Source organism: Algoriphagus sp. (assembly GCF_039969895.1).
In the GTDB taxonomy this organism is placed as follows: domain Bacteria; phylum Bacteroidota; class Bacteroidia; order Cytophagales; family Cyclobacteriaceae; genus Algoriphagus.
Genome location: NZ_JBDVMZ010000008.1, coordinates 69,043 through 91,248, shown reverse-complemented (window position 1 = coordinate 91,248; position 22,206 = coordinate 69,043). Strand labels below are relative to the sequence as shown.

Genomic DNA, 22,206 nt, shown 5'->3' with positions numbered 1-22,206 from the left:
CTAGATTTATCTTTTATACAATTTAACTGTATAACTTTTAAAATCCAGTTAGCTGGATAGCTTTTATTCCTTGAGAGGTGAGATTTTATCCCAGTGAAAAACCATTTTGGTAAGTGTAGTGAAGTTTGGTGTTCGCTTCCCAATCATCAGAGAAAACTTGGGCGATAGGATCCCATTTCAATGGTCTGCCTAATTCATGCGCAATATTACCAATGGTGCAAATAGAGCAAGTATTGTGACCGACCTCTACTGGTACGATAGGGTCTTTACGTCTCACTACTGAATCGATAAAATCCAAATGGTGTGCCCCAAATCCAAGTTCCTCGTTGTCGAAGGTTCGTTCACAAGCTACCACATCCGTATCGTATTGACCGCGGGATACTTTGATCCATCCTTTTTCTCCTATGAATTTCACTCCTTGTCTTCCTTCGTCGAATGGCGTAATCAGCATTTCTATGCCATTGGCATACCTGTATGTCAAAGGAGTAGAATCGGTAGCAGGGATCACCTCCACTGGTCCACTTCTATCCATTCCCAATCCCCACTGAGCTATATCAATCATGTGTGCTCCCCAATCGGTCATCAATCCGCCGCCTGTTTCTTTGTACCATCTCCAAGCTCCCCAGACCTTTTCATTTTGCTCAGGATTCATGCTGATGGGTGGATTGAGCTCCTCATTGTAATGAATTGCCGGTAGTGGGCCTGTCCAGGTTTTCCAATTTAAGCCGGCAGGGACAGGTTGCTTTGGCAGATCATAAGGTTTAGGATGAGGAGGAGTTCCCACATTTACTAGGACTTGTTTGATTTCCCCCAGCATTCCTTTTTGCACCATGCGGGCGGCATGTTGGAAGTTTGCCCCCGAGCGCTGCATGCTTCCCACTGCGAGCACAGTACCATTGGCACGTACTGCCTTGATCAATTCTTTGCCTTCATGAATGGTGAATGTGAGCGGCTTTTCCAGGTAAATATCCTTTCCGGCCTGGCAGGCGTCTATTGCCATCATCGCATGCCAGTGGTCTGGAGTGGCGATCACCACTGCATCTACGTCTGGACTTGACAGCAATTGCTTGTAATCAGCATAAACTTTCATCGCTGGAGCCTCTCTTTTTTCATCCACATAAAGCTTGGCCACACGTTCTTTGAATCTATCCAATTTGATCTCATAGACATCGGCACCGGCGACAACATCTACGCTGGGGTTTTTCATGAAATTGCCAAGCAAACCCATCGCTTGCCTTCCAACTCCAATGAAGCCTAGGCGGATTTTGGATGAATCAGCTGCCATAGCATTTTTACCAAAACTCAAATTGGGAATTGCCGTCAGGCCTACGGTACTCAAAATGGAAGCGCTTAGAAACTTCCTGCGGGTAAAATGGGATTTGTTCATTAGGTATGGAGTAGAGATTTATGTTGTATTGCTAGGTCTGGTTAAAATTTCATTCTGATTTTGTAAACTATAGAAAAATATTTGAAAGGCCATCTGGCAGGAGGGGGTGTTGGAGAAAAATTGTCCCGGCTAACTCTTTCTTAAAATTTATATTTTTGAGCCTTATAATCCAGAAGCTATGACCATCCAACAACTTGAATACCTTATTGCAGTCGATAAACATAGGCATTTTGGCCAGGCGGCTGAGAGCTGCTTTGTCACCCAACCTACTCTGAGTGCTCAGCTCAGCAAGCTGGAGCGGGATCTGGGTGTGATTCTTTTTGATCGGAGTAAAATGCCCGTGATTCCTACAGAGATGGGTACCCTAGTGATCGAGCAGGCCAAAAAGGTAGTGTCAGAAAGTAAAGGGATTTTAGAATTGATTGCTCAGATGAAGGGCGACATTTCCGGGGTGATCAAGTTGGGTATCATTCCCACGCTTGCTCCTTATTTGCTTCATCTTTTCATCCGAAAATTCCTGGAGAAGTATCCAAACGTAAAGCTTCAGGTGCAGGAAATGGTGACTGAGGAGGTGGTGAAAAAGCTGAAAAATGATGAGCTGGACTTGGGTATCGTTGTGACGCCACTTCTAGAAGCTGGCCTGGTAGAAAAGCCGATGTTTTATGAGAAGTTTTATGCCTATTTGTCGAAAGATCACCCCTTGCTCAAAGAGTCAGTTTTTGATCCGGCGAAGGTAATGAAGGAGGACTTTTGGGTGCTTCAGCAGGGCCATTGCTTCCGCGACCAAGTGCTCAATCTGTGCGATCAAAGTCAAAGTGGTCCGGAAAATTTCCACTACGAAAGTGGTTCCCTCGAAGGTTTGAAGAATATGGTCAACCGCTACAAAGGCGTGACGCTGTTGCCCGAGCTGGCGACATTGGAACTTTCTGAGGAGGAGAAATCCAGGCTGAGACCCTTTGAAGGCACTCCGCCTACTCGGGAAGTCAGTATTATTTTAAACCGAAGTTTCCTCAAGCAAAAACTCGTGGAGCTATTATTTAAGGAAATTACCAATTCCATTCCTCAGGGGATGACTTCCAAAGCCCATGGCAAAGTAGTGCGATTCAAATAGGAATTACTGTTTGGTAAGGATGTAGTGATCTGCCAAATCTCCTGTGACTCTTTCCCCATTCATATCAAGTTGCCAGATTTTATTTTCGCCTACCTTAAATTGATTAGGTCTGTTTTTTACATTTTCCAAAATGGCGATAGAGCCTGTATCATCCCATTTGAAATTTCCCATTACATCCTCTTCCAAAGCATCATTTCTTCCGAGGTAATGCGTGGATAATTTGAATGTCATATCCTGATTCAATGTAAGAACTGTTTCTATACCTTCGCAGCTTGCACAGGGTACGGTTCCCTTGTAAGAACCATTCCAGTCTAAAGAAGTGGCCGAATTATCCCCTTTGTAAAGTGGTGTTTTCTCTGTGATTTTTTCTTCACTAGTCACTTCCGCTTGTGTATCCGTGTTTTCTGGGCTATTGGAACAGGAAGTAATCAATGATAGGCTAGCACAAATGGCTAGTAAGGTCAAGAGGCTTTTCATAGTTGTCGAAATCTAATTTTCCTTTGAATATCAAGAATCAGACCGATTAAGGCAATTATTGGTTTTTTTAACCTTTCGTAAAAAGTATGAAAATCATACGTAAACCGCGTAATTCTATGGCTGATCACTTCTTAAGACCAATTTCTCTTACAGACCGATCCTAGTCGATGAGCGCATACCATTCCTTGTCTATTGCTTATTTGTGCAGAAGCGTATTAGATAAATCCAGTCAAATCCACCACGGCCTATAGGAACTCTGCCACTTTTGCGAAGCGTCTTAAAAATCAGTAACTCAACTCCTACTAAATACCTACCTTTGTGACTCATTGTCAAATTGAACACTATTCTGAAAGCCACCAAGTGAAAGGATAAATTCACTTCGAAATTTTCCCGAAGAATTATTGGGACTAGCTATCAGTCAATTGAAAAACAAGTATAAACAGATGAAAAAGAAACCATTCACAGTTGTCTATGAAGACAATCACCTGTTGATAGTAAATAAGGCTGCCGGAATACTCGTGCAGGGAGATAAGACTGGGGATAAGACGTTGACGGATTACCTCAAAGATTACATTGCGAAGAAATACGATAAGCCGGGAGCAGTTTTCCTACACCCGATTCACAGGCTGGATCGTCCGGTTAGTGGTTTGGTGGCTTTTGCCCGTACGTCCAAAGGACTGGAGCGGATGATGGAGATTTTCCGGAAGCGAGAAATTCACAAGGTTTACTGGGCTTTGGTGAAAAGAAAGCCGAGGGAAGAAAGCGGAAAATTGACTCATTACCTCGTGAAGGACGAGCAGAAAAACGTAGTGACAGCTCATGACCGAGAGGTGCCAGGTTCACAAAAAGCAGAGTTGAATTACAAGACCTTGGGCTTCATGAATGATCACTGGCTGATCGAAGTACGCCCTGTTTCCGGTCGTCCACATCAGATCCGAGTGCAGCTTGCATCTATGGGTTGCCCGATCCGAGGAGATATTAAGTATGGCTTCGCAAAGCCAAATCCTGACGCGAGTATTAACCTTCACGCATTTAATCTGGTCTTCGTTCACCCGATCAAAAAGGAAAAACTGTACCTACGCGCGGCAGTGCCAGAGGAGGAATTCTGGGAGCAATTCTTGGAGTTCGAAACCATAAAAACGAAAGACCAACACTTGGATAATTCCTTTAGCGGATAAGTTCATAACCTTTGAGATTTAAAAAATCTCGAAGGTTTTTTTATGTTTTTAACCGCAAAGGCCACAAAGATTTTCGCAGAGAAGGCGCAGAGATTATTGGACTTTAGCTTCTCTCTTTCAAAGGCAAGCTTTTTTTTCTCCGGATTTTCATTTTTTATACATGACTAAATTTCATTTATAGAATTGTTTAACTTTTCAGGATGAAATATACCCTACTCTTTTTACTTGTATTATTTATTGCTGCCTGCGGTAGCAAGCCAGAGCCAAAAACCATCTACATCGTCCGTCATGCCGAAAAGCAGCTAACGGGCAATGATCCTGAGCTCTCGGTAGCGGGCACAGCACGGTCCAAGAAGCTGGCGCAGATCCTGGCTGACAAGAAAATCACTCATATTTTTAGCACTGACTATAAGAGAACTCGGCTCACGGCCGGCCCTACTGCAAGTCAAGCCGGGATTGAGATTGAAAGCTATGACCCGAGAGATCAGGAAGAATTGGCAAAGAAGCTAAGAACAATTGAGGGAAATGTACTTGTCGTAGGACATAGCAACACGGTAAGTCAATTGGTCAATATTCTTTTGGATAAAGGAGATATTTATAAAGATTTTTCAGACGATGAATACAACAAACTCTATGTAGTAGAGCTAATTTCAAACGAGATCAAAATATCAGAAAAGCTTTATAAGGATTTTTAAGTCGCTTTCAGTCAAGAGGATTCTTCTATCGTTTTAGGTTATTCTTTCCTGATTTTTTTCCTACCTTAAAACGGTATATTAATCGCTATGAATCGCCAAGAAAACCTCAGTCAACTACAGGATAAAAGTAAAATTTGGGATATCGCCGTCATTGGCGGTGGATCTTCAGGCCTCGGAGTAGCATTAGACGCGATATCCAGAGGCCTTTCAGTGGTGCTTTTCGAAAAAGCTGATTTCGCTAAAGGAACGTCCAGCCGAAGTACCAAACTTGTCCATGGAGGGGTCAGATATCTTGCCCAAGGCGATGTGGGGTTGGTGTTTGAAGCGCTAAAGGAGCGCGGGAAACTGCTGAAAAACGCGCCTCACCTAGCTCATGATCAGCCGTTTATCATTCCAATTTTCAGTTGGAAAGATCGTCTCATGTACAGTGTAGGATTGAAGATGTACGATTGGATGGCGGGTAGATTGAGCCTGGGCAAATCAGAATTTATCTCTAAAGAAGAAACACTCAGGCGAATTCCCGGTCTGAAATCTAAAGGACTTTATGGAGGCGTGGTCTATCACGATGGGCAGTTTGACGATGCTAGACTTGCGCTGAATCTCGCCCAGTCTGCAGATGAAGCTGGCACCTGTGTGCTTAATTATGTGAGCGTAAACAGCTTGGTCAAAAATGAAAAAGGAAAGATTATTGGATTGAATGTTTCGGACAAACTCACCAGAAAACGATATGAAGTAAAAGCCAAAATGGTGGTGAACGCCACAGGAGTATTTGCGGATAAAATTTTGCAAATGGATAATCCAACCGCGCCAAAAATGATCCAGCCCAGTCAAGGAATTCATTTAGTTCTAGATATTGATTTTTTAGGAGGTAAAGATGCGTTGATGATCCCCGAAACTCGAGATGGCAGAGTGTTATTTGCAGTTCCATGGCATGGAAAATTGGTTGTAGGCACTACAGATACACTTCGTGAAAAGCCTAAGTTGGAACCAGAAGCCCTACAGCGGGAAATAGATTTTGTGCTGGAAACGGCTGCTGGGTATTTAGCCAAATCACCAACCCGAGCAGATGTGAAGTCGGTTTTTGCTGGTCTCAGACCTCTCGCTAGACCGAAGGAAGGCAGTACCAAGACCAAGGAAATTTCTAGATCACATAAAATTATCTTATCCGACTCAGGGCTAGTGACATTGACTGGAGGCAAATGGACGACTTTCCGAAAGATGGGTGAGGATACGGTGGAGTATTTCACCAAAGTCACAGGTGAAAAACTTAAAGAAAGTAGATCCCTGGATATGAAAATTCACGGTGCCACCAATCATGTTCCTGAAGGACACTGGGGGGTTTATGGATTTGATGCTCAGCCTATTCAGGAGTTGTCCAAAGAAAATAAAGAGTGGGCGAGGAGGCTGCACCCGGATTTTCCCAACATAGCAGCGGAAGTCATCTGGGCCGTACGTGAGGAAATGGCTATGAAAGTGGAGGATGTTCTTTCCAGAAGAATACGTATGCTGATTCTGGATGCCCAGGCGGCCATAGACACAGCTCCAATAGTCGCTCAACTGATGGCTGAAGAAATGCAGAAAGATGAACAATGGATAGCGTCTGAATTGGCGGATTTTAACAAGACTGCTTCGAAATATTTGATAAAATAATAACCCAAAATGAGCCAAAATAAACAATACATCATGGCTCTGGATCAAGGTACTACCAGTTCTAGAGCCATACTTTTTGACAAAAAAGGAGAAATCGTCTCGGTGGCACAAAAAGATTTCAAGCAACACTTTCCCAAAGCAGGCTGGGTGGAGCACGATCCCGACGAAATCTGGACTTCTCAGTCTTCCGTGATGATAGAAGCCTTGGTCAATAAGAAAATTAAAGCTGATGAGGTGGCAGCAATAGGAATCACCAATCAACGCGAAACGACGATTGTTTGGGATAGGAAAACCGGTAAAGCAATACATAACGCCATCGTCTGGCAGGATAGGCGAACTGCGAGTTACTGTAATGAGCTTAAAGAAAAGGGGCATTCAGAGCTGGTGGTTTCGAAGACTGGACTCATTATCGACGCATATTTTTCTGCCACTAAAATCAAATGGATTCTCGACAATGTGGATACCGCGCGTAAAAAAGCTGAGGCAGGAGAGCTTGCTTTCGGCACCGTGGATTCTTGGCTGATTTGGAATCTTACCTCTGGCAAATCGCATATCACTGATATTACCAATGCCAGTCGCACCATGCTCTTCAACATTCACACCCAAGAGTGGGATCAGGAGTTATTAGATTTGTTTGAAATACCAGCTTCAGTTTTGCCTGAAGTCAAATCCTGCTCTGAGGTTTATTGTGAAACCGCAGGAGACGTCCTTAGAGTGAAGATACCTATTGCTGGCATCGCCGGAGATCAGCAGGCAGCACTTTTCGGTCAACTTTGCACAGAGCCAGGAATGGCCAAAACTACCTATGGAACAGGTTGCTTTCTGGTGATGAATACAGGCAAAGTAGCAGTAAGCTCAAAGAATCAGTTGCTTACTACGATAGCCTGGAAAATCGGAGATGAGATTAATTATGCCTTGGAAGGATCTGTTTTCATAGGTGGAGCAGCTATTCAATGGCTGAGAGATGGTTTGGAACTCTTCAAGCATGCACGTGAAAGTGAGCGTATGGCAGAGAGCATAGAGGGAAATGATGGGGTTTACTTTGTGCCGGCGCTTTCTGGGTTGGGAGCTCCGCATTGGGATCAGGACGCACGTGGTGCTTTTTTTGGCATCACCCGAGGTACCACCAAAGCCCACATGGCTAGAGCTGCACTCGAAGCGATCGCTTATCAAGTCTTTGATGTCCTCAAAGCTATGGAAAAAGACAGTGGCAAACCCACTCAACAGCTTCGTGTGGATGGTGGAGCTACGGCTAACAACTTCTTGATGCAATTTCAAGCGGATTTGTTGGACTGTGAAATCAAACGTCCAAAGATCATCGAGACCACGGCCATAGGAGCTGCATTTCTAGCAGGCTTAGCAGTTGGCTTCTGGAAAGATCAGAAAGAAATAGCAGCGCTCTGGAATGCAGATAAAAGCTTTGTTCCAAACATGGATAAAAAAGAGCAAAAGAAGTTGATACAATTTTGGCACAAAGCGGTAAAGCGCTCAAAAAACTGGGTAGAATCATGAACGTATATCTTGCAGAATTACTTGGGACTGGACTTTTGTTATTGATGGGATCGGGCGTTGTTGCCAATATGCTTCTGCCTAAGACCAAAGGCAATGGGGGAGGAATTATGGCTATAAGTACAGGATGGGCATTGGCGGTTTTTATTGGAGTTGTTGTGGCAGGACCGTATAGCGGGGCTCATTTGAATCCAGCAGTAACTGTTGGACTAGCCTTGACGGGGCAGTTCGAGTGGGCTTTAGCCCCTGGATATATCCTTGCTCAGGTTATTGGGGCCATGATTGGGGTTGGGATTGCTTGGCTTTTTTACAAGGATCACTACGATACTTCCGACGATGCGGGTCTGAAAGCAGCACCTTTTGCAACTTCCCCAGCGATTAGGAATTTGCCTTTAAACTTCTTCTCGGAGGTAGTTGGTACCTTTGTTTTAATTATAGTGATTTTGTACAATGATGGAGTTAAGATAGGCGATACAGAAAGCACCCCAATAGGCATGGGTTCACTTGGTGCTATTCCAGTAGCATTTCTGGTGTGGGTGATCGGGTTGTCATTGGGAGGGACTACCGGCTATGCGATCAATCCAGCGCGAGACTTTGGGCCAAGACTTATGCATGCGATACTACCTATAAAGGACAAAGGAAGTTCGGATTGGGGCTATGCTTGGGTACCTATTTTGGGGCCTTGTGTAGGAGCAGCCTTGGCGGCAGGATTGTATTTGGTGGCTGGATCTTGAGGAACTTTCGCTAGGGGACTAGGAGTTTTAAGTTTGTAAATTGAGCATTTCACTACATAACGTACCAATATGACTATCGCGCAGAAGAAAATTGAATTGATTCAATGGATCACAGAGTTAGAGGATGAAAATCTTGTGGATTCTCTTGCAGATTTTCGAAAGAATAAACGAGAGCAATCTTTACCTGACCCTATCAAGAAGCTATTGGAACTTGCAAAATCTACTCCTGACGAGAAGTTGATCCCTCATACCTCGGTAAGAGAATTGTTGAACAGGAAATGAAGCTCAAAATTTTTTGGACTCCTCTTGCATTAGAGTCCTTTTATGAGTGTGTTTATTTTCTGGATCATAAATGGTGGCATATAATTGTAGATAAGTTTATTAGCCTTACTGATCAAAAGTTAGAATCCCTTTTAACTTATCCTTATTTGGGTGAAAAGACTGAATACCCTGATATAAGGAGAGTATTGATTCACCAGAACGTAGTATTGTTTTACATGCCAGAGAAAAATAGTATCAAATTATTAATCTTTTGGGACACACGACAAAACCCAAATTCCCTCTACCAAAAACTAGCCTCTAGCTGAAAAAGTGAAGTCTAAGTAAATTCCGGTTTTGGTATTTTTGGTGATTACGATCACTAAATAGTCACCTACATCGAAAAAGCCTGAAATCTTTACAGATCTCAGGCTTTAATTTTAAGCTAACTACTACACTTATTATTTTAAAATCTCTCGTGCGATCACTAATTTCTGGATCTCTGAAGTTCCTTCGCCAATAGTGCAAAGCTTAGAATCACGATAGAATTTTTCTACTGGATAATCTTTGGTGAAACCATATCCGCCAAAAATCTGAACGGCTTCATTCGAAACTGAAACGGCTACTTCTGAAGAGTAATACTTGGCTTGTGCTCCTGCCAAAGTCACTTTTTCACCTCGGTTTTTCAGATCAGCTGCTTTTAAAATAAGTAGGCTAGAAGCCTCGACTTGGGTAGCCATATCTGCCAACTTGAAGGAAATACCTTGGAAAGAACTGATCGGTTTGTTGAACTGATGACGTTCTTTGGAGTATTGTATGGCAGCTTCCAAAGCTCCTTCGGCTATTCCTTGACCCAATGCCGCTATTGAAATTCTTCCACCGTCCAAGATCTTCATAGATTGAATAAAACCATCACCGACTTCGCCCAGCACTTGACTCTCATGAACGATACAGTCATCGAAAAGCATCTCGGCCGTCTCCGAAGCACGCATTCCCAATTTGTCTTCTTTTCTCCCTCCTTTGAAACCAGGAGTTCCTCTTTCCACAATGAATGCTGTCATTCCGTGCGAATCTCCAATCTCGCCAGTTCTGGCAATCACTACCGCTACGTCACCAGAGGCGCCATGGGTAATAAAGTTTTTGGCTCCGTTGATAATCCAATTATCGCCTTCTTTTTTAGCAACAGTCCGCATATTTCCGGCATCAGAGCCAGTATTTGGTTCAGTCAATCCCCACGCACCTAGCCATTCGCAGGTAGCTAGTTTAGGTAGATATTTCTTTTTTTGCTCCTCATTTCCAAACATCATAATATGTCCAGAGCAAAGAGAATTATGTGCTGCCATGGAAAGGCCTACGGATGGGTCAAGTTTGGAGAGCTCCACGATGGCCGTTACATATTCCATGTATCCAAATCCAGAGCCTCCGTATTCGGTAGGGATCAATACGCCCATTAGGCCGAGTTCGCCTAGTTTTTTGAAAAGTTCCAAAGGAAAATGAGATCTGTCGTCCCAGTCTTTACGAAATGGGGTGATCTCTTTGGCTCCGAAATCACGAATCATCTGGGCGATCATTCGTTGATTTTCGTTTTGAGTGAAATTTAGCATAGGGATATTTGGGTTTACTATCGTTATTCAAACCCTAAGATTCGGAAATAGTTCGGATTCAACAAATCGCGTGATTCCGTAGTATATTTTTATTTTAATCCTTTATCGATCAAATAAATAAGTGTTTTCAGGATTGGTCATGGTATTCTGATCTCCATCGTGCTATTAGCAGCTTTAAATTGCATCTTGCGCTTGAAGAGTTTTTTGTTTTATTTCCCCTCAAATCACTGCTTTATGAGTAAATTCTACAGATTCGTGGGTATAACTGTCTTTCTTTTGACAAGTCAGCTACTTTCTGCCCAGACTACATACGAACTTTTAGACAGTCTAAAATCTGAACTTTCTAGCACTAAAGAACCGACGGATAGATCGCTCATCCTCTCCGAGCTGACTTGGTATTATGTGCCAGTTTCTCATGATACAGCGATCGCTTATGGCAAAGAAAATGTGGCCTTAGCATCCTCACTTGATGACCCTATTCTGCTCAGTCAAGCTTACAGCGACCTGGGCTATGCGTATATGGAAAAAGGAGAGCTGATAGACGCGAGGAATAATTATCAACATGCGCTGAACTTGCGATATGAGACTGGGGATTCTGTCAAAATCTACGGGACTATCACAAACCTAGGTTCTGTCTATCAGCGTGATTTTCAGTCCGATTCCGCAATGGTAAACTATCTCAAAGCACTTAGTTTTTTTGAGCGAACTGGCAATGAGCAAAACGTGGACTTCATTCGAAATAACATCGGGGTGATTTATTCGGAGTTAAAAAACTATACTAAAGCCCGCGATATTTTAGAAAAAGTAGCGGCATATCGGGAGGAAAATGAGGACTACTATAGTCTTGCGATGACTTACAATAACCTCGGAGCGATCTATCGCCACCTAGAGCAAGAGGAAAAGTCCGAAGAAGTGTATCTCAAAGCCCTTGATATTCTTACTGAATACGAAGACGTATATTATTTAGCGACGACTTACAATAACTTGGCTACACTTTATAATAGTCAGAAAAGAAGTCAGGCAGCTGTAGAATATGCGATGAAAGGCCTGGAATTGGCAGAGCAGGCTGGAGCCGCATATGATTATGCTTTGCTGGAATCCAACCTCGCCCAGTCCTATTCCGATCTTAAAGAATTTGAAACAGCTAGACAGTATTATCTTCAAGCAGTCTCTGGCTTCAAATCTCAAAATGCAGAGGAAGACATCATGACTATGTATTTGCTGATGTCGCCAGTATATGCAGCTCTTGATATGCCTGATAGCTCTGCTTACTACACCGATGCATACATTTCTTTGCTACGAAAGCTAAGTGAACAAGAAATCCTACAGCTGACATCTGATTTGGAAGCACGCTATCAGACAGAGAAAAAAGACAGGGAGCTGGCGGAAAAAGAATTAGCCATTCGTACCAAAAATCTACAACTATTTGGATCCTTAGCGCTTGCTTTGATTCTGGCGATCGTAGGGTATTTGCTTTATTCCCAGCAAAAACTAAAAAATCAGCAACTCAGACAGGAAGCTAAACTCAGATCAGCTTTAGGACAAATAGAAACTCAGAATAAACTGCAAGAGCAACGAATGCTCATTTCTCGGGATCTTCATGATAACATTGGTGCGCAACTCACTTTTATCATCTCTGCGATCGAAAACCTTAAGTACTTTGACCCGATCAAAGAGACGCTTACACATCGATATGACTCCATCGCGAACTTCACCAAACAGACCATCACGGAGCTCAGAGATACGATATGGGCGATGAACTCTGGGCATATCACCTTGGGTCAGCTTTCCGTCAGGATTTCAGATTACCTGGAGCGAGCTGACATTTCCACACGCGGAATTACCTTTGATTTTGAGGTGGAAAAAGGTTTGGATTTAGACTTTAGCATGGTTTCATCTGAAGGAATTCAGATTTATAGAATCGTGCAGGAAGCCATTCAGAATTCTCTCAAATATGCCTATCCCAGCCAGCTATATGTGGGTGTTTTTCAACAGCCAGATGGATTGGAATTCACAATTAAAGATAATGGGACGGGATTCGATGAGGCACAGGTCAAGGCAGGAAATGGCCTTTACAACATGCGGAAGCGGGCTGAGGAACTTGGTGGAAAGTTGGAGATTCAGTCACAGTCTGGAAAAGGAACAGCAGTCACGCTCAGATTGCCGAATAATTCTAACCAAACAGATGTGTAAGGAGTGAACTGGGTTTGGATATAGTCCATTTGCCGTATTACCTCCTGAATACCTAATGAGTAGTTTTGGAAAGATCTTTTTTCCTTATGCTCAATGGTCTCCTCCATTTTTGAAACTCACCTACTTGGGATTTTAATTCTGCTCGTGCTTGGCAGTATTGCCTTGTTGCATATCCTGTTGTTTCGTGAGTATGTCCGTCAAGATAGGATCCAAAAAAAGCGTTTAAAAGATATGGAGGGCTTGGTCCAAACTGAGATCAAACGCTCGCAAGGACTAAGCACTCAAGTAGGAAACCTCTCTCAAATCAAAGAAAAAACCCAAGACCAGCTTAATCTTATAAAGCTTCAAGTAGAGGCTATCAAGAAAGGATCAAAGAAGTAATTTGATTTTTTAGGATGTGGCTTTCATCTAGTGCATTTGTCGTATTTACCAGGAGCTGAGATAGGTGGATTTTTGAGTAATCAAAATCACTTATCATTATGAAAAACTCAAAACTATTTTTAGTTGCATGCTTGCTATTCGCAGGGCTTAGCTTTTCTTGCTCCGACGATGACGAACCCGAACTGGGAGACTGCAACACGGTATGTCAAAGTACTATCGCCAGCGGTGAATCAGCCGGCACAGTAGCGCCGTCAGTAGTAGGGAAATACACATTAACCATGCAGTATGCGACTGCAGAAAGTCCGTATCCTGATGGGACAGTTGGGGAATTTGAAGTATTTGCCAATAATACCCTCAGCGTGAAGATTGAAGGCAAGTGTGTGACACTCGGTAATCCTATCCAAAGTGGCACATCTGAGGTTACTTTCAAGGATAACTGCGTTTACAATCTCTTTTTCGGGGTGTCAGAGAAAAATGGTGGAGGACTGAACGAAATAAATATAGGCAAAGGCACAATGTTTCTAGGACAATTCCACGATTAGTAAAGCCAAATAGAAACTATCCAACCAAAAAAAGGCAGATCAATTCTAAGTGTCTGCCTTTTTTTATACTAATTTTTTTACCAGAAGAGCGGCCCCTTACCCAGGTATTTCTCAGCAATCGGTAGGTAGTAATCCTTCATGTCTTCCAGATCATACATTTTTGGAGACTTGGTATAAAGGTCATATTGATTGAAATCCAAAATCCACTCCTTGTATTGCGCATCTTGAGGAGCTTCAAACTGCGCGTAACTTCCGCCATTGTGCCAAGGATAAAACGAATGATAGCGAACCATCACCATACCTGCTTCAGGGATTGTGTTGGTAGGATGGTTTTTTAAAACTTGGTAAAAATACTCGTCGTGTCCCCAGGCTAACTGCAAGTTGTCTAGGCCGCAGCCTTTTTCGTAAATCCCCAGCTCTGTATTGTAGCGCGGATCTTTCATGTCAGGATTCAATTCGTTGAACTCAGGATATACGCAGGTGTCAGGCAATTTGGCCCCGACTACGAACACATCGCCGACCAAGCCCCACTGCTCTGCTTGGCTGGTGCCATCTTCATCGCTTCCGAATAAATACATCACTTTTCCCAGGTCATGAATCAAACCTACCAGCTGCATCCAGTCTGCACGATTATCAGCACGTAGCGCTTCTGCTGACTGGATTAGATGCTGCACATTGGGCAAGTCCAAGTCAGGATCACTTACATCGATTAGTGAATTGAGCTTTTCCATTGCATCCCAGAGATTCATGGGTTTGTCAAACGTGAGATATTTTTCCTTCATTTTTTGCACGTAGTCATACGTCTGATACATGCGCATTTTGCGGTAGTGTTCCTTCACAGCAGCTTTGACATCTACATGGTCATAGTTTCTGAATTCTTTTTCCGTAGTCTCCATAGTATTAAGCGATTGTACCTAAAATTACATAAATAATTACCGTGATCGCAATCAAGATCCAGCCTAGAGTTTTGGCATGTTTCCAAGGGGCGATGCTCAGTTTGCCAGAGTCCGCCATCACAAACGGCCCGGTGACCGGATACTTAGCAGATACCAAATGCATAACGATAAGGTTAAGCACAAACTCAATTCCCCAGATGTGGACAAAGTGAATATCTACCTTGAATACCAAATCCATCAAAATATAGAAGGCAAGCCCAAAGAGTAGTCCTGCTTTGGCTCCTGCAGCAGATACTTTGGGGAAAAAGAATCCGGCAATAATCACAGTGGCCATGGGGATAAAAAAGATGCCGTTCAGCTGTTGCAAAAGTTGGTAAAGTCCTGCAGGAGCATTGGCTACAAAAGGCGCAACAAGAATCGCTGCTAAAGCTAAAATCGCCGAAGTCCACTTTCCTATCCGAACGAGCTGCGTTTCCTTAGCGGCTTTGTTGATATAAACCTTGAAAATATCCAGACTGAAAATCGTCGCAGCACTATTCAGCGCACTGTTGAACGTACTCAAAATTGCTCCCATGATCACGGCTACAAAGAAGCCCGTCATCCAAGTGGGAAGTACCCGCTTGACCAATTCTGGATATACGCTGTCTTGAGAATCAAAAAACGAATCTCCGAAATAGTAGAACCCAATAATCCCTGGAAGCACAATCACCAACGGAATGAGGATTTTCAGAATTCCTGTAAACAAAAGCCCTTTTTGAGCTTCCTTCAAACTCACCGCGCCCAATGCTCGCTGCACGATGGATTGATGCATAGTCCAGAAGTAGAGCTGATTGATGATCAGGCCTGTAAATAGCACTTCGAAAGGCAGAATGGAATCTCTAGAGCCTGGCCCAATCGAAGGTTCTTTACTAATTACATTGAACTTCTCAGGAGCATTATTGAAAACTTTAGTCAGACCGGTAATAATATTTCCATCCCCAATATCCCAGAGTGCAAAAATCGGTACAAGTAAGCCTGCGATGAGCAAGCCAAAACCGTTGATGGTATCCGTATAGGCCACCATTTTGAGTCCTCCGAAAATTGCATAAACTGATCCGATTACACCCACCACAACTACCGTAAGCCAGATTCCTTCTGCCTGAGTAATTCCCAGCGTTTCCGATATCCCAAAGATAGATTCAATGTTGATTGCCCCAGTATAGAGTACGATAGGCAAAAGCGTCACGACAAAAGAGATGATCAATAGCAGGGAAATGAGCGCTTGCGTCATTTTATCAAAGCGCTTTTCCAAGAATTCAGGGATGGTGGTCAGCCCCATTCTCAGGTATTTTGGGATAAAATATAATGCGCCGATCACGAGCGCAATAGCCGAAGTGACTTCCCAAGCGATGATGATAGCCCCGTTTTTATAGGCTGAGCCATTCATTCCTACCAGATGCTCGGTAGAGATATTGGTGAGGAGCATGGATCCAGCGATGACTACTCCAGTGAGACTTCGACCTCCTAAGAAGTACCCGTCTTGAGTTTGAAGGTTTTGTTTGCGCAGCATCAAGGTAGAGTAGGCTGCTACAAAGCCAGTAAAGGCTAGAAAACTAAAAAGTGTGAGCACTGAGTTGGGATTTGGATGGGTTTGCTAATTGTATGATGGAAAATAGGGAATTAGAATGAGGGAGGCAATGGTTGTCTTTGATTGCGAGAGTAATAGAAGCGGTTATTGAACGGGTAGATAAATTAGGTGTCTGATTTTAACCGTAAGACTAGCTCTGAAGGAGCGTCACGCTTCATGACTGTGTAGTAAGTTCTGAGCAGGAGAATGCTTAGTTTTAAAGAGGCCAGAACGGGTGATACGGTGAAGTTTCGCCCCATTCGGGGCTTCCATATACATATTATGTTCTGATTACCCCCGGCTTTGCCGAGGGTCATGAATAATTTCAATCCTCCGGATCTTTTCGGAAAACTCTTATCATGACGGCTATATTTTAAATGGTTTTGCAAATGCTGCGTTGGGAATACGGAATTAAAAAAAGCATCACTATCAGAGGCAATTGGTTTTAAATCCATTTCTTCCATTGCCAAAGTATAGCTCCGAAGGAGGGTCACGATTTATGACTCTGTAGTAAGTACCGAGCAGGAGAATGCTTAGTTTTAAAGAGGCCAGAACGGGTGACACGTTGTAGTTTCGCCCCATTCGGGGCTTCCACACACCTATTATGTTCTGATTACCCCCGGCTTCGCCGAGGGTCATGAATGGTTTCAATCCTTCGGATCTTTTCGGAAAACGCTTATCATGACGGCTATATTTTAAATGGTTTTGCAAATCCTGCGATGGGAATACGGAATTAAAAAAAGCATCACTATCAGAGGCAATTGGTCGTAAATCCATTTCTTCCATTGCCAAAGCATAGCTCCGAAGGAGCGTCACGCTTCATGACTGTGTAGAAAGTACTGAGCAGGTGAATGCTTAGTTTTAAAGAGGCCAGAACGGGTGATACGTTGTAGTTTCGCCCCATTCGGGGCTTCCATATACATTATATTATGATTACCCCCGGCTTCGCCGAGGGTCATGAATGGTTTCAATCCTTCGGATCTTTTCGGAAAACTCTTATCATGACGGCTATATTTTAAATGGTTTTGCAAATGCTGCGATGAGAATACGGAATTAAAAAAAGCATCACTATCAGAGGCAAATGGTTTTAAATCCATTTCTTCCATTGCCAAAGTATAGCTCCGAAGGAGCGTCACGATTCATGACCCCGTACGCAGTGCGGGGTAAGGTAAACCTTGATTTTTTTTAGAGCCCCGAATGGGGCGAAACTTTGTCCTTCGGATTTCCATTTTATGAAGAACTTTTCCATTATCAGAGTATGTCTATTTATTCCACTATTAGTAAAATGGTTGAGTTTTGACATTTGAATGTCAGTTCAAAATTCAGATTTTAACTATGACGAATTCGCCACAAATAGAATTTCCTCAAATAGCAATCATTTCGTCTTAGCAGTAATACATTGAGCTGAGTATTCATGACTCTATTTTGGCAACTAGTTTCTTTTACTTTTCTTTAGTCGATAGAAAAGCCACATTATTTCCAATTCCCATGAAAATCTTCCCATTATTTCTCCTCGCATTTCTTTTCACCCTAGCATCTTTCGCCCAAGATATCACCGGTCAATGGAATGGCGTCTTGAAAGTAACCGGAGTGCAACTGAGGTTGGTATTCAATATCAAGAAATCCGAAACTGGTTACAGTGCCACCATGGATAGCCCAGATCAGGGAGCATTCGGGATTCCAGCAACTGCGGCGAGTTTTGAAGATGATAAGTTGAAAGTCGCGATCACCAACGCAAATATCACCTACGAAGGAACGCTGGGAGAGGACAACATCATCATCGGAGTTTTCAATCAAGGAGGACAATCTTTCCCTATGAACTTATCGAGAAAGGAGATAGCAAAACTGGGTTCAAATAGACCTCAGGAACCTAAAAAGCCTTTTCCTTATCGTTCGGAAGATGTGATTTTTGAAAATAGTCAAGCGGAAATTTTACTTGCAGGGACGCTCACCATGCCCGAAAAGGAAGGGACTTACCCGGCGGTAGTGCTGATCTCTGGATCTGGTCCACAGAATCGCGACGAGGAATTGATGGGGCACAAACCATTTCTGGTCTTGTCGGATTACCTCACCAAAAATGGGATTGCAGTCTTGCGCTTTGATGATCGGGGAACGGCAGCTTCTACAGGAAATTTTGCTGCGGCTACTTCGGTTGACTTTGCTACGGATGTAGCTTCGGCAGTGCAGTACTTGCAGGCTAGACCTGAGATCGACAAAAGTAAAATCGGTCTGATAGGTCATAGCGAAGGAGGAATCATCGCGCCGATGGTAGCTGGTGGTTCAGATGACATTGACTTTCTTGTGCTGCTGGCAGGAACAGGGATTCGCGGAGATGAATTGCTTCTCGCTCAGCAAAGACTGATCGGAGAAGTATCAGGCATGAGTCCTAATCAGTTGGAAGAAAGCGCGATGCTCAACCGAGGCATCTTCGATATCGTGCTCAAAGATCAGGGAACAGAAGAGTTGAAGGGAGACCTGCGAAATTACATGGCTCAGACGTATAGAAATATCCCAACAGCCAATTTGCCTAGCGGGATGACGGAGGGGAAATTTGTCGACGAGCAAATGGCTCAGATGGCTTCGCTGGCTACCCCGTGGATGCAGTATTTCATCAAGTACGATCCAGCTCCAGCCTTGGAGAAAGTGAGTTGTCCTGTATTGGCGATCAACGGAGAAAAGGACCTCCAAGTCCCAGCAAAAGAGAACTTGGAAGCGATAAAAGCTGCCTTAGCAAAAGGCGGAAACACCAAAGTGACGACAATGGAATTGCCAGGTTTGAACCACCTATTCCAAGAAGCTAAAACTGGCGCACCAAGCGAGTATGCTGAGATAGAGCAGACCTTCTCTCCAAAAGCGATGGAAGTGGTGTTGGAGTGGATTAAGGAGCGGGTGAGGTGATATATACTTTAGCTGTGGTTCAAGTCTCCTGAATTGAACCTAAGATATTGCAGTCTCCTGACTGCATTTTGTTAAGAGTTCTTATTTCCATTTCGTTTACGAAGTTCATTTTATGAAAATGATCTACGAAATAACAAGTTCGTCAGCGGTCTTCACCACCTCCCTCTTCCCCCTAAGCCCCACTTTCCACATGCCCTGTACCTCTACAGCGTAAGCGCCAAACTCAATAACCACTTTTCCACGCAATTTGTAAAAGCCCTTGCCCTGAAATGGAAATCGTTTCAGCGAAGGAGGGAAGTGAACCGTGTCCAGCCAGTCACCTTTTGGATCAAGAAAAGTCCCGAAAGCCATGTGCTCCCGGTTGATCGTGCGCACGTCTTTGGTCACGACCAACTGTCCAAGTACCTCTACATTTTTTCCCAGCAAGCTTGGAAGCTGCTCGGCGAAGACGGTTCCTTTGCCGTCATGCGCACAAAGCCGGAACATATCCGTCAGCGCAAAGCCCAACACATTGATCTCGTCCAGCGCATCTTCCAGTGGATAATCCGGGAAATCCGGTAGCGTGAAGTCCATTGCAGGTTCTCTGAAAAGGGCTGGAGAATCCGGAATAGCAGTCAGTCTCTTTTGGGCGAAGTTGGCTTTCCAGAGCAGTTTCTTTTTTCCCAAACCCGTAAATCCAAATGCTCCTACGCTGATCAGAATGTTCAGTTGCTCAGGTCCGGCATGTGTGCGCTCGATGAAATCCTCCAAACTCAGGTAAGCGCCATTGGCTTGCCTTTCCTCGAGAATGAAATCACAGAGCTTCTTCTCCAACTGCTGTATATGGATCAAACCTACAAAAACGTCCTCTCCACTGATGTTGGTGAGGTATTCGCTGCGATTGACACAGGGCGGATTTACTTTGGCTCCCGTGCGCTTGAGCTCATGGAAATAGAACTCTGTGCTGTAAAACCCTCCGAAATTATTAATCACGGCAACCATAAATTCCATGGGGAAGTAGGTCTTCAGGTACAGACTCTGATAGCTTTCCACCGCAAAGGAAGCTGAGTGCGCCTTGGAAAAGGAATACCCACCGAAGGACTCGATCTGCCTCCAGACTTCCGCTGCCACGCTATCCTCATGCCCAAGGGCTTTGCAGTTGGCGAAGAACTTTTCTCTGATCACATTGAATTGATTGTGCGATCTATACTTGCCGGACATGGCCCGGCGCAGGATATCCGCCTCGCCCATGTCCAAGCCGGCAAAGTGATGCGCAACTTTGATCACGTCCTCTTGATAGACCATCACACCGTAAGTTTCCTCCAATAGCTCCTTCATCTTGGGGTGGAGATAGACGATTTTTTTCGGATCGTGGAAGCGCTCGATGTACTGCTTCATCATGCCTGACTGTGACACGCCCGGGCGAATGATGGAACTCGCCGCCACTAGCCGGAGGTAGTCGTCGCATTTGAGTTTGGTGAGGAGCTGCCGCATGGCGGGACTTTCTATGTAAAAGCAACCTATGGTGTCCGCTTTTCGGATCTGGCTGGCAACCTTGGGATCACTCATAAATTCCTCTACTCGGTGAATGTCTATATCGATTCCCTTGTTTTGCTTCACCAGTCGGATCGCTTCCTTGATATGCCCAAGCCCGCGCTGGCTGAGAATATCCAATTTGAACAGGCCGATTTTTTCCGCCAGAAACATGTCGATCTGTGCCGTGCAAAAACCCTTGGGAGGCATCTCATTGACGGTGTACTGATAGATCGGTTTTTCGGAAATCAGCATTCCTCCAGGGTGGATGGATTGGTGATTGGGAAAATTCTCCAGCAGTTGTCCGTATTTCAGAATGGTGCGCTGGATTTTATCCTCGTTCATGGGCTGATCTTTGCCGCGCACGAGTTGGTCGATTTCTTCTTTTGGGAGGCCAAAAACTTTCCCCAGTTCACGGATGACTGCTCGCCGTTGGAAGGTACTGTACATTCCGAGTAGAGACACATGGTCTTTGCCGTAGCGCTTGAAAATATAATCGATGACCTCATCTCGGTCTTTCCAGGAGAAGTCCATGTCAAAATCCGGAGGGGAAGTTCGGTGGGGGTTGAGAAATCGCTCGAAGTACAAATCAAGTTTGATAGGGTCCACATCGGTTATTTTCAGGCAATAGGCCACGATGGAATTGGCACCGCTGCCTCGGCCCACGTAGTAAAAACCACGGTTTTGGGCATAGCGGACTACATCCCAGACGATGAGAAAGTAGGCGTTGAAATTCAGTTGATCGATGATCTTCAGTTCTTTGATCACCCGGGCTTTGGCCACAGGATTATTTCCGTAGCGATAGAGCAAACCTTCCATGGCAAGTTTCTCCAGCAGGACCCGATCGTCTTCCTTACTCGCGCTGTAATGCTTTTTATTTTTATCCGTATGGAGTTTAGTCTTTATGTCACAGCTATCTATCAGCTGAAGTGTGTTGCTGATCATGCCGGGAAAATTCCGGAAAGCACTCATCAGCGCCGCTTCCGGGATAAACATCTCGTCCGGAGCTGCGAAGTCTTTTTCCCCCAACTTACTGATCAGCGTATTCTTGCCAATGGCGCGCAGCAGGCGGTGGACGTTGAAGTAGGTTTTGTTTTGAAAAGTGACGGGATGGCGGATGATCCATTTCTTGGGAAAAGCTTCTACCTCCTGCTTTTTGACACGATTTAGCTCAGTTGCTAAGATGCCGATGAACTCATGTTCTTTTAAGCTTTGCGCAGCAAAACTCCCAAAAGGATAGATAATCAAAACCTCCGAAAAGCAAGTCGGTCGCTCAGGAAACGCCTTTTTTTCCTGTAAATGCTCAGAAAGAAAGCGGTTGATCTCCAGCAGTCCGGCATCACTTCTGGCCAGTAAGGTGTAGCAGAGAGAATCCTCATTTCGGATCTCTGCACCGATGAGAGGCTTGATGTTTTTTTCCCTACAGAAATCCACAAAGTCCCAGCAGTCCGCCGTGCTATTGATATTGCAGAGCCCAAGAGAACTGAGCCCTTGCTCGGCTGCGGCATCCACCAGCGCCTCGGTGCTGTAGGTTCCATACCGGTAGCTAAACCATGTTTTGCAATTGATAAACAT

16 protein-coding genes are annotated in these 22,206 nt (G+C 44.2%); 10 read left to right on the top strand and 6 right to left on the bottom strand.

The window, feature by feature from the left end:
• Positions 1-85 precede the first annotated feature (85 nt).
• On the bottom strand, positions 86-1,387 hold the full coding sequence (locus ABJH64_RS04510; RefSeq protein ID WP_348276647.1) for a Gfo/Idh/MocA family oxidoreductase: 1,302 nt from the start codon (positions 1,385-1,387) through the stop codon (positions 86-88).
• Between the two features lie 178 nt (positions 1,388-1,565).
• Here ABJH64_RS04510 and ABJH64_RS04505 point away from each other — a divergent pair, with 178 nt between their 5' ends.
• The gene (locus ABJH64_RS04505; protein WP_348276646.1) at positions 1,566-2,498 is read left to right on the top strand and encodes a hydrogen peroxide-inducible genes activator; all 933 of its coding nucleotides are present in this window, start codon (positions 1,566-1,568) and stop codon (positions 2,496-2,498) included.
• A 3-nt stretch (positions 2,499-2,501) separates the two neighbouring features.
• On the opposite strand, the gene ABJH64_RS04500 is transcribed toward ABJH64_RS04505, so the two are convergent.
• Entirely contained in the window at positions 2,502-2,975 is a 474-nt protein-coding gene (locus ABJH64_RS04500) for a copper resistance protein NlpE (RefSeq protein WP_348276645.1), read from the bottom strand.
• 443 nt (positions 2,976-3,418) lie between these two features.
• Between ABJH64_RS04500 and ABJH64_RS04495 the strand changes: the two genes are divergently transcribed.
• The 6 genes from ABJH64_RS04495 to ABJH64_RS04470 all read left to right on the top strand — a co-directional run bounded on the left by ABJH64_RS04495 (position 3,419) and on the right by ABJH64_RS04470 (position 9,023).
• Entirely contained in the window at positions 3,419-4,153 is a 735-nt protein-coding gene (locus ABJH64_RS04495; RefSeq protein ID WP_111610068.1) for an RluA family pseudouridine synthase, read from the top strand.
• Between the two features lie 200 nt (positions 4,154-4,353).
• Positions 4,354-4,848, top strand: coding sequence for a phosphoglycerate mutase family protein (locus ABJH64_RS04490; RefSeq protein WP_348276644.1), 495 nt, complete (start codon positions 4,354-4,356; stop codon positions 4,846-4,848).
• 87 nt (positions 4,849-4,935) lie between these two features.
• Entirely contained in the window at positions 4,936-6,498 is a 1,563-nt protein-coding gene (locus tag ABJH64_RS04485) for a glycerol-3-phosphate dehydrogenase/oxidase (protein ID WP_348276643.1), read from the top strand.
• Between the two features lie 9 nt (positions 6,499-6,507).
• Entirely contained in the window at positions 6,508-8,010 is a 1,503-nt protein-coding gene (gene glpK / locus ABJH64_RS04480; protein WP_348276642.1) for a glycerol kinase GlpK, read from the top strand.
• Positions 8,007-8,741, top strand: coding sequence for an MIP/aquaporin family protein (locus ABJH64_RS04475; protein ID WP_348276641.1), 735 nt, complete (start codon positions 8,007-8,009; stop codon positions 8,739-8,741). The genes glpK and ABJH64_RS04475 overlap by 4 nt, the downstream gene beginning before the upstream one ends.
• A gap of 69 nt (positions 8,742-8,810) precedes the next feature.
• Positions 8,811-9,023, top strand: a complete 213-nt coding sequence (locus ABJH64_RS04470) for a hypothetical protein (protein ID WP_348276640.1) — start codon at positions 8,811-8,813, stop codon at positions 9,021-9,023.
• A gap of 437 nt (positions 9,024-9,460) precedes the next feature.
• On the opposite strand, the gene ABJH64_RS04465 is transcribed toward ABJH64_RS04470, so the two are convergent.
• Positions 9,461-10,603 (bottom strand): acyl-CoA dehydrogenase family protein, encoded by a 1,143-nt coding sequence (locus tag ABJH64_RS04465; protein WP_348276639.1) that lies wholly within the window; start codon positions 10,601-10,603, stop codon positions 9,461-9,463.
• 234 nt (positions 10,604-10,837) lie between these two features.
• Between ABJH64_RS04465 and ABJH64_RS04460 the strand changes: the two genes are divergently transcribed.
• Together ABJH64_RS04460 and ABJH64_RS04455 are read left to right on the top strand one after the other, a co-directional pair.
• Positions 10,838-12,796 (top strand): sensor histidine kinase, encoded by a 1,959-nt coding sequence (locus ABJH64_RS04460; protein WP_348276638.1) that lies wholly within the window; start codon positions 10,838-10,840, stop codon positions 12,794-12,796.
• A 479-nt stretch (positions 12,797-13,275) separates the two neighbouring features.
• A complete protein-coding gene (locus ABJH64_RS04455) occupies positions 13,276-13,719 on the top strand; it encodes a hypothetical protein (RefSeq protein ID WP_348276637.1) in 444 nt (147 codons plus the stop codon).
• A 77-nt stretch (positions 13,720-13,796) separates the two neighbouring features.
• Here ABJH64_RS04455 and ABJH64_RS04450 read toward each other — a convergent pair whose 3' ends face one another.
• Together ABJH64_RS04450 and ABJH64_RS04445 are read right to left on the bottom strand one after the other, a co-directional pair.
• Positions 13,797-14,615: an inositol oxygenase family protein gene (locus ABJH64_RS04450; protein ID WP_348276636.1), complete on the bottom strand. Its 819-nt coding sequence runs from the start codon at positions 14,613-14,615 to the stop codon at positions 13,797-13,799.
• A gap of 4 nt (positions 14,616-14,619) precedes the next feature.
• Positions 14,620-16,224: a solute:sodium symporter family transporter gene (locus ABJH64_RS04445; RefSeq protein WP_348276635.1), complete on the bottom strand. Its 1,605-nt coding sequence runs from the start codon at positions 16,222-16,224 to the stop codon at positions 14,620-14,622.
• Positions 16,225-17,709: 1,485 nt separating this feature from the next.
• Between ABJH64_RS04445 and ABJH64_RS04440 the strand changes: the two genes are divergently transcribed.
• Positions 17,710-19,119: an alpha/beta fold hydrolase gene (locus ABJH64_RS04440; RefSeq protein WP_348276634.1), complete on the top strand. Its 1,410-nt coding sequence runs from the start codon at positions 17,710-17,712 to the stop codon at positions 19,117-19,119.
• Positions 19,120-19,242: 123 nt separating this feature from the next.
• Here ABJH64_RS04440 and dnaE read toward each other — a convergent pair whose 3' ends face one another.
• On the bottom strand, positions 19,243-22,206 hold the full coding sequence (dnaE, locus tag ABJH64_RS04435; protein WP_348276633.1) for a DNA polymerase III subunit alpha: 2,964 nt from the start codon (positions 22,204-22,206) through the stop codon (positions 19,243-19,245).

Coding starts and splice junctions, on each gene's coding strand:
- glpK (WP_348276642.1), top strand. CDS start 6,508: ATGAGCCAAAATAAACAATACATCATGGCTCTGGATCAAGGTACTACC.
- ABJH64_RS04510 (WP_348276647.1), bottom strand. CDS start 1,387: ATGAACAAATCCCATTTTACCCGCAGGAAGTTTCTAAGCGCTTCCATT.
- ABJH64_RS04455 (WP_348276637.1), top strand. CDS start 13,276: ATGAAAAACTCAAAACTATTTTTAGTTGCATGCTTGCTATTCGCAGGG.
- ABJH64_RS04470 (WP_348276640.1), top strand. CDS start 8,811: ATGACTATCGCGCAGAAGAAAATTGAATTGATTCAATGGATCACAGAG.
- ABJH64_RS04475 (WP_348276641.1), top strand. CDS start 8,007: ATGAACGTATATCTTGCAGAATTACTTGGGACTGGACTTTTGTTATTG.
- ABJH64_RS04500 (WP_348276645.1), bottom strand. CDS start 2,975: ATGAAAAGCCTCTTGACCTTACTAGCCATTTGTGCTAGCCTATCATTG.
- ABJH64_RS04490 (WP_348276644.1), top strand. CDS start 4,354: ATGAAATATACCCTACTCTTTTTACTTGTATTATTTATTGCTGCCTGC.
- ABJH64_RS04460 (WP_348276638.1), top strand. CDS start 10,838: ATGAGTAAATTCTACAGATTCGTGGGTATAACTGTCTTTCTTTTGACA.
- ABJH64_RS04495 (WP_111610068.1), top strand. CDS start 3,419: ATGAAAAAGAAACCATTCACAGTTGTCTATGAAGACAATCACCTGTTG.
- ABJH64_RS04440 (WP_348276634.1), top strand. CDS start 17,710: ATGAAAATCTTCCCATTATTTCTCCTCGCATTTCTTTTCACCCTAGCA.
- dnaE (WP_348276633.1), bottom strand. CDS start 22,206: ATGTTTATCAATTGCAAAACATGGTTTAGCTACCGGTATGGAACCTAC.
- ABJH64_RS04485 (WP_348276643.1), top strand. CDS start 4,936: ATGAATCGCCAAGAAAACCTCAGTCAACTACAGGATAAAAGTAAAATT.
- ABJH64_RS04505 (WP_348276646.1), top strand. CDS start 1,566: ATGACCATCCAACAACTTGAATACCTTATTGCAGTCGATAAACATAGG.
- ABJH64_RS04450 (WP_348276636.1), bottom strand. CDS start 14,615: ATGGAGACTACGGAAAAAGAATTCAGAAACTATGACCATGTAGATGTC.
- ABJH64_RS04465 (WP_348276639.1), bottom strand. CDS start 10,603: ATGCTAAATTTCACTCAAAACGAAAATCAACGAATGATCGCCCAGATG.